Origin of the sequence: Rhodococcus sp. NPDC057014 (assembly GCF_042673295.1) — a bacterium.
In the GTDB taxonomy this organism is placed as follows: domain Bacteria; phylum Actinomycetota; class Actinomycetes; order Mycobacteriales; family Mycobacteriaceae; genus Rhodococcus_F.
Map to the genome: position 1 here is coordinate 1 of NZ_JBHUSF010000454.1, position 5,432 is coordinate 5,432.

General features: G+C 68.5%; 6 protein-coding genes. 1 reads left to right on the plus strand and 5 read right to left on the minus strand.

The genetic code is table 11. The features are described 5' to 3' along the window. From ACFTZB_RS42565 to ACFTZB_RS42585, 5 genes are all read right to left on the minus strand, one after another. A partial coding sequence (locus tag ACFTZB_RS42565; protein WP_378441511.1) for an alpha/beta hydrolase fold domain-containing protein occupies positions 1-354 on the minus strand: 354 nt, incomplete at its 3' end. Between the two features lie 20 nt (positions 355-374). Beyond that, positions 375-1,166, minus strand: a complete 792-nt coding sequence (locus ACFTZB_RS42570; RefSeq protein WP_378441513.1) for an IclR family transcriptional regulator — start codon at positions 1,164-1,166, stop codon at positions 375-377. A gap of 172 nt (positions 1,167-1,338) precedes the next feature. Then, positions 1,339-2,244 carry a biphenyl-2,3-diol 1,2-dioxygenase gene (gene bphC, locus ACFTZB_RS42575; protein ID WP_378441515.1) on the minus strand — a complete coding sequence of 302 codons (906 nt, stop codon included), beginning with the start codon at positions 2,242-2,244 and terminating at the stop codon, positions 1,339-1,341. Positions 2,245-2,281: 37 nt separating this feature from the next. Further along, positions 2,282-3,463: an acyl-CoA dehydrogenase family protein gene (locus ACFTZB_RS42580; protein ID WP_072946410.1), complete on the minus strand. Its 1,182-nt coding sequence runs from the start codon at positions 3,461-3,463 to the stop codon at positions 2,282-2,284. Between the two features lie 28 nt (positions 3,464-3,491). After that, positions 3,492-4,652, minus strand: coding sequence for a Rieske 2Fe-2S domain-containing protein (locus tag ACFTZB_RS42585; RefSeq protein WP_378441518.1), 1,161 nt, complete (start codon positions 4,650-4,652; stop codon positions 3,492-3,494). Positions 4,653-4,879: 227 nt separating this feature from the next. Here ACFTZB_RS42585 and ACFTZB_RS42590 point away from each other — a divergent pair, with 227 nt between their 5' ends. Further along, positions 4,880-5,386: a hypothetical protein gene (locus ACFTZB_RS42590; RefSeq protein WP_378441520.1), complete on the plus strand. Its 507-nt coding sequence runs from the start codon at positions 4,880-4,882 to the stop codon at positions 5,384-5,386. Positions 5,387-5,432: the final 46 nt, after the last annotated feature.

Consider the following 5,432-nt stretch of genomic DNA (forward strand, 5'->3'; position numbering starts at 1 on the left):
GGCCAGGCGGTAGTCGACGGAGACGACGACGGCGCCGATCCCGTTGCACATGGCGCGGCAGAAGCCGTCGTGGCTGTCGAGGTCGCAGATCACGAACCCGCCGCCGTGGAAGAAGACGACGACCGGAAGTGGTCCCGCGGAGTTCCCCGCGGGCGAATAGATACGTACCGCAATCGATCCGGCACCGCCGGGAATCTCCCGGTCGCGCACCTCACCGACCGGTTCGGGGTCGGCGACGGCCTTGCGTCCGGCCTTCGTCGCCGCCCGAGCCTGGGCGCCGGTCATGGTTTCGACCCGGGGAAAGTTCTCGTTGAGTCCCCGGAGGATGGTCTCGGCCTGCTCGTCGAGCGGCATTCGTGCTCCTTCGTCCCGCCTCAGGCGGAGTAGCGGTCGGCGCGGCCGCCTGCCGGTGTCGCGGTCGACATGTAATTGCGCCAGGTGCCCTTGGCGGACATCCGAATCGGCGCGGTCAGACGGTGGTCGAGCTTGATCTGGCTGCTCGGACCGCACACGGAGATGGCGGCCACCACGTTGTCCTCGGTGCCCACGGGCACCGCGACGCAGCTGACGCCCACCAGATCCTCTTCGCGGTCGTAGGCGGCTCCGCGTTCGCGGGTCTTCTGCAACTCGGCGCGGAACGCGGCGGGTGAGTCGATGCTGAATCGTGTGCTGCGGGGCAGACCGGCCTCGACGACCCGGTCGACCACGGACTCGGGTGAGTGGGCCAGCAGCACCTTGCCGACGCTCGTGCAGTGTGCGGGCTGGCGGCCGCCGACGCGGGACGGCAGCCCGACGCCGAACCGTCCGGCGATCTTCTCCAGGTAGACGACGTCGATCCCCTCCAGCACCGCGAGGTGCACGGCGTGCCCGGTGAGGCGGTGCAGTTCGTGCAGGAAGGGCAGCGCGGCCCGGTGCAGGCGGTCCTGGTGCACGGCGAGGGACCCGAGTTCGAACAGCCGCATGCCGAGTTCGTAGTCCCGGCCCTCCCGGCGGAGCCACCGCAGCTGGACGAGACGTTCGAGCATCCGGTGCGCGGAGGAGCGCGGGAGCCCCGTGCGGCGCACGATCTGCGCGAGCGTGAGCCTGCCCGGGCCGTCGAAGGCGTCGAGGAGAAGGGCGGCGCGATCGAGGCCGGCGGTGGGGGTGGGGCTGAGTGTCGTCGTCATGGGGACCTCCGTAACGGCGCTGCTCGGTGCGGCGCCGCGCTGTGTGACTGGCGACACTTACTATAAATAGGCATATACCTATTTGCAATAGTGGTCGGGACGCAGCCCCCCGAACAGCCGAAAGGCCCGGTGCGCGCATCGAGTGGATACGCACACCGGGCCCGGACACCCCTTACATCGCCGCCAGCGGCTCACTCCCCGACCAGTCGTGGCCCCAGTAGCTGTCGGCGGTGATCTCCTCCGCGGAGTAGTACGTCTCGTCCACCTTCATGCCGTCGGTGCCGAACTCGATGTCCCAGCCGCCGGGGGCACGCACGTAGAACGACACCATCTTGTCGTTGGTGTGGCGGCCGAGCGTCGAGGAGACGGAGAACCCGTCCTTGACGACGCGGTCGAGAGCCTGCCCGACGGCGTCGAGCGTGTCGACCTCCACCATGATGTGCACCAGTCCCGGCGCGCCGCCGTGCGGTGCGGGGCACAGCGCAAGGCTGTGGTGCCGCTCGTTGACGCCCATGAAGCGCACCCGCATCGGACCGAACTCCGGCGGCGCCGGGATGCGGAACGCGCCGCGGGGCAGGAACCCGAGCACCTCGGTGTAGAAGTCGAACGCCCCGCCGAAGTCCATCACGGGCAGCACCACGTGGCCGAGGCCCTGCGCCCCGGTGACGAACTTCGCGCCGAACGGGGTGACCACCGGGCTGTGGTCGAGGACGGCGCCGTGGAAGATCTCGATCGTCGCGCCCGTCGGATCCTGGAACGTGATCACCTCTTCGACTCGGCGCGCGTCGGCCTCTTCCACCGACAGCGGCTTGACGGCGATCCCCGCGCCCTCGACGGCCTCCTGGACGCGGACCAGGCCCGCGTGATCGCGGACCTCCCACCCGATGGTGACCACTTCGTCCGTCTCGCCCGGCACGATCACGATGCGGGCAGCGCGCTCGTCCATGCGCAGGTACAGGGCATCCTCGTCCGGTCCCGACCCCTCGGCGAATCCGAGGACGTCGAACGCGAACGTGCGCCACCGCTCCAGGTCGTTGGTCTGGATCTTGACGTAGCCCAGGCCCTTGATGTCTGTCATGTGTTGTCCTTCTGGTGTTTTCGTGTTCCGGCGACGGTCAGATCATCGACTTGAGGTTGTCGGCCGGGTCGAGGCCGAGCGAGCTGAGCGCCGACGCGTGGTACACGGTGCTCGGCACGTGGATCGCGTGCGCCAGGCCCGCGTGCGCGTCCCGCCAGTACCGCTGCAGGGGCTTGTCCATGCGCAGCGCGTTGCCGCCGGAGCGGGCGAAGATCTGGTCGACGGCGGTGACTGCCCGCCACGCCGCCCGCACCTGAGTGCGGCGTCCGGCGGCGCGGTCCTCGAACGTGACCTCCTTGCCCGATTCGACGAGATCCCAGATCCTGTCGACGTTGGCGAGCAGTTCCTGGCGGGCGGCGTTGATGTCGGCCGCGGCCTCGCCGACGGCGAACAGAACGTAGGGGTCGTCCTTGATCGCGGTGCCCTGCGCGCCGACGCGGTCGCGCTGGTAGTCGAGGTGGGCGGCCAGGGCGCCCTCGGCGATTCCCACCACGGCGGAGGAGATCCCGAGCGGGAACATCGTCGACCACGGCATGTTGTACAGCGTCTCGGTGCGCCCGAACTTCTGCACCGCGGTGCCGTTCATGACCTCGTCGGCGTCCATCACCCGGTAGTCGGGGACGAACGCGTTCCGGACGATGATGTCCTTGGACCCGGTGCCCTTGAGCCCGACGACGTTCCACGAGTCCTCGACGATCTCGTAGTCGCTGCGCGGCAGGATCATGTGCAGCATCTTCGGCGGCAGCGCCATGGCGCCGTCCTTGTCGCCGAGCATCGCGCCGAGGAAGATCCAGTCGCAGTGATCGGTGCCCGACGAGAACTGCCAGCGTCCGCTGAAGAGGTAGCCGCCGTCGACGGGCGTCGCGATCCCGGTCGGCGCGTACGGCGAGGCCATCCAGGTGTCGTTGTCGGCCGCCCACACCTCGTCCTGCACCTTCGGGTCGGCGAACGCCAACTGCCAGGGGTGTACGCCGACGATGCCGCACACCCAGCCCGTGGCCGGGTCGAGGGAGGCCGCAGCCATCACCGTCTCCGCGAACTCGCGCGGGTGAGCCTCGTGGCCGCCGTACTTGCCGGGCTGGAGCAGCTTGATCGGCCCGGCCTCGCGGAGCTTCTTCGCCGTGTCGTCGGGCAGCCGGCCGATCCGCTCGGCCTCGGGCGCCTGATCGCGGAGCTGATCCGCGATCGCCATGATGTTGTCGAGAACCTCGTGGGTCATCTGTCGTGTCCTTCTTGTGCGAGCGGGCTCAGGCGTTGGTGTCGAGCGGCACGACGCCGTTGGCGAGGTTGTCGGCAACCTCCGCCTCCCAGCTCTGCACCGCCCTGGTCGTGTCGATCTCGAATTCGAAGCGCTTCGTCATGTCCTCGGTGATGTCCTCGACGTCGACGTAGAACTGCTGGTACCAGCGGCGCAGCTGGTACACCGGCCCGTCCTCCTCCGACAGCAACGGGTTGTCGATGCGCGACTTGTTCAGCCAGATGTCGACGTCCTGCTTGAACCCGAGCTCCACGCCCTCCGCGAACTGGGCAGCCATGCCGTTCGCCACCTCGTCCGACAGTCCCTCGGGCTTCTTCACCATGGCGCCCCACTGCAGGACGAACGAGTTGGCGGTGACCGGGTAGTGGCAGTTGATCAGCACCGTCTCGATCATCATGCCGTTCGCTTCGCTCCACAGCTTGTCGATCATGTAGGACGGGCCGAAGTACGACGCGTCCGAGCGCAGCGTGGAATTGGGGTCGTCGTAGCTGGTGCCCACCGAGATGTCGTGGCGAGGCGTCGACTGCATGTACTGCGTGGCTACGTGCCCTTCGAAGACGTTCTTGAAGTAGCGCGGGAACGAGAAGTGGACGTAGTAGAAGTGCGCCATGTCGACCACGTTGTCGACGATCTCGCGGCAGTGCGAACCCTCGACGAGCAGCGAATTCCAGGTCCAGTCGGTCCATTCCGGAGAGCCGAATCCCTCGATCTCGGGAATCGTCACGTCGGCGGGCGGCGGGTTGCCCTGCGGGTCGTTCCAGACGTACAGCTGCCCGTTGCGCTCGATGGTCGTCCAGGCCCGGGTCCGTGCCAGCGGCGGGACGCGCCGCGCATACGGGATTCCGGTGCACTTGCCGTTGCCGCCCCAGCGCCAGTCGTGGAACGGGCAGGCGATCGAGTCGCCCTTCACGGTGCCGTGCGCCAGGTTGCCGCCCATGTGGCGGCAGTAGGCGTCGAGCACACTGAGGGTGCCGTCGGACGTCTCGAACACCACCAGCGACGTGCCGAACGCGTCGATCTGGTGCGGGGCGCCGTCCCGGAAGGTCTTCGCCAGACCCAGGCAGTGCCACCCTCGCGCGAAACGCGTTGGTGCCGATCCCACTTCGATCATCCGGACTTCGTCGCCGTCAACGGCACTGTTGCGCGCCATGTCTACCTCCGCCTCGCTGTACGTCAAGAACACCCTCGGGGTGTGGTGTAGCTCATAGTCGGCGCACACGGCGCGCAGCGGTACCCGACTCTCCCACTGAGCGAGAGGCTTTCGTATCCGGCCGTCGCGGCGCGTTTTGGGCGTCCCGATCACAGGGACCACGGCCCCCGTTTGCGGGCCGCGGCGACTACCGTGCGGAACACAGACCCCGTGATTTGGGAGGAACGATGGCCGCACTCACCTCTTCGCAGCCGTGCACAGCGGAGATCCGCCGGCTGTGCGCCGACGCCGTCCCGGACGGGATGGTCGTCGCACCCGAGCCGGGGGCCGCCGTCGAGCACGACTTTCTCCTGCTGCGACCGCGCCGGACGCCGGACGACGCGCTGACGGCACAGGTCCGCAGGGTGGGCGACCACGACCTGCTCGTGCGCTTCCGCAACCGGGACGAGCAACTGGTCTACGAGTTCTGGACGAACAGTTTCACCGGCGCCGCGACACCGGACGACCGGTCGGCAGACCTGCTCGAGCGCCACTGCGCCGAGCAGTTCCCCGGCGATCTCCGCAGGTTCCGCACCCGCATCCGGCGGGCCGTGCCGTCCGGGGCGGACTTCACGTCCTCGCTGCAGCAGACGTACGTCCAGGACGGCGTGCGCATGACCGACGTCGCCGTCACCTGCACGCTCGACGGCGACGTGCTCGCCCGGGCCTGGGCCACGTACGCGCTGCCCGACTGAACCGCTCCGGTCTCCCACGAATTGGTCAGCCGCACAGGCAATTGCC

Excerpts from the sequence above, each read along its gene's own strand:
- ACFTZB_RS42570 (WP_378441513.1), bottom strand. The coding sequence starts at position 1,166 with ATGACGACGACACTCAGCCCCACCCCCACCGCCGGCCTCGATCGCGCC.
- bphC (WP_378441515.1), bottom strand. The coding sequence starts at position 2,244 with ATGACAGACATCAAGGGCCTGGGCTACGTCAAGATCCAGACCAACGAC.
- ACFTZB_RS42580 (WP_072946410.1), bottom strand. The coding sequence starts at position 3,463 with ATGACCCACGAGGTTCTCGACAACATCATGGCGATCGCGGATCAGCTC.
- ACFTZB_RS42585 (WP_378441518.1), bottom strand. The coding sequence starts at position 4,652 with ATGGCGCGCAACAGTGCCGTTGACGGCGACGAAGTCCGGATGATCGAA.
- ACFTZB_RS42590 (WP_378441520.1), top strand. The coding sequence starts at position 4,880 with ATGGCCGCACTCACCTCTTCGCAGCCGTGCACAGCGGAGATCCGCCGG.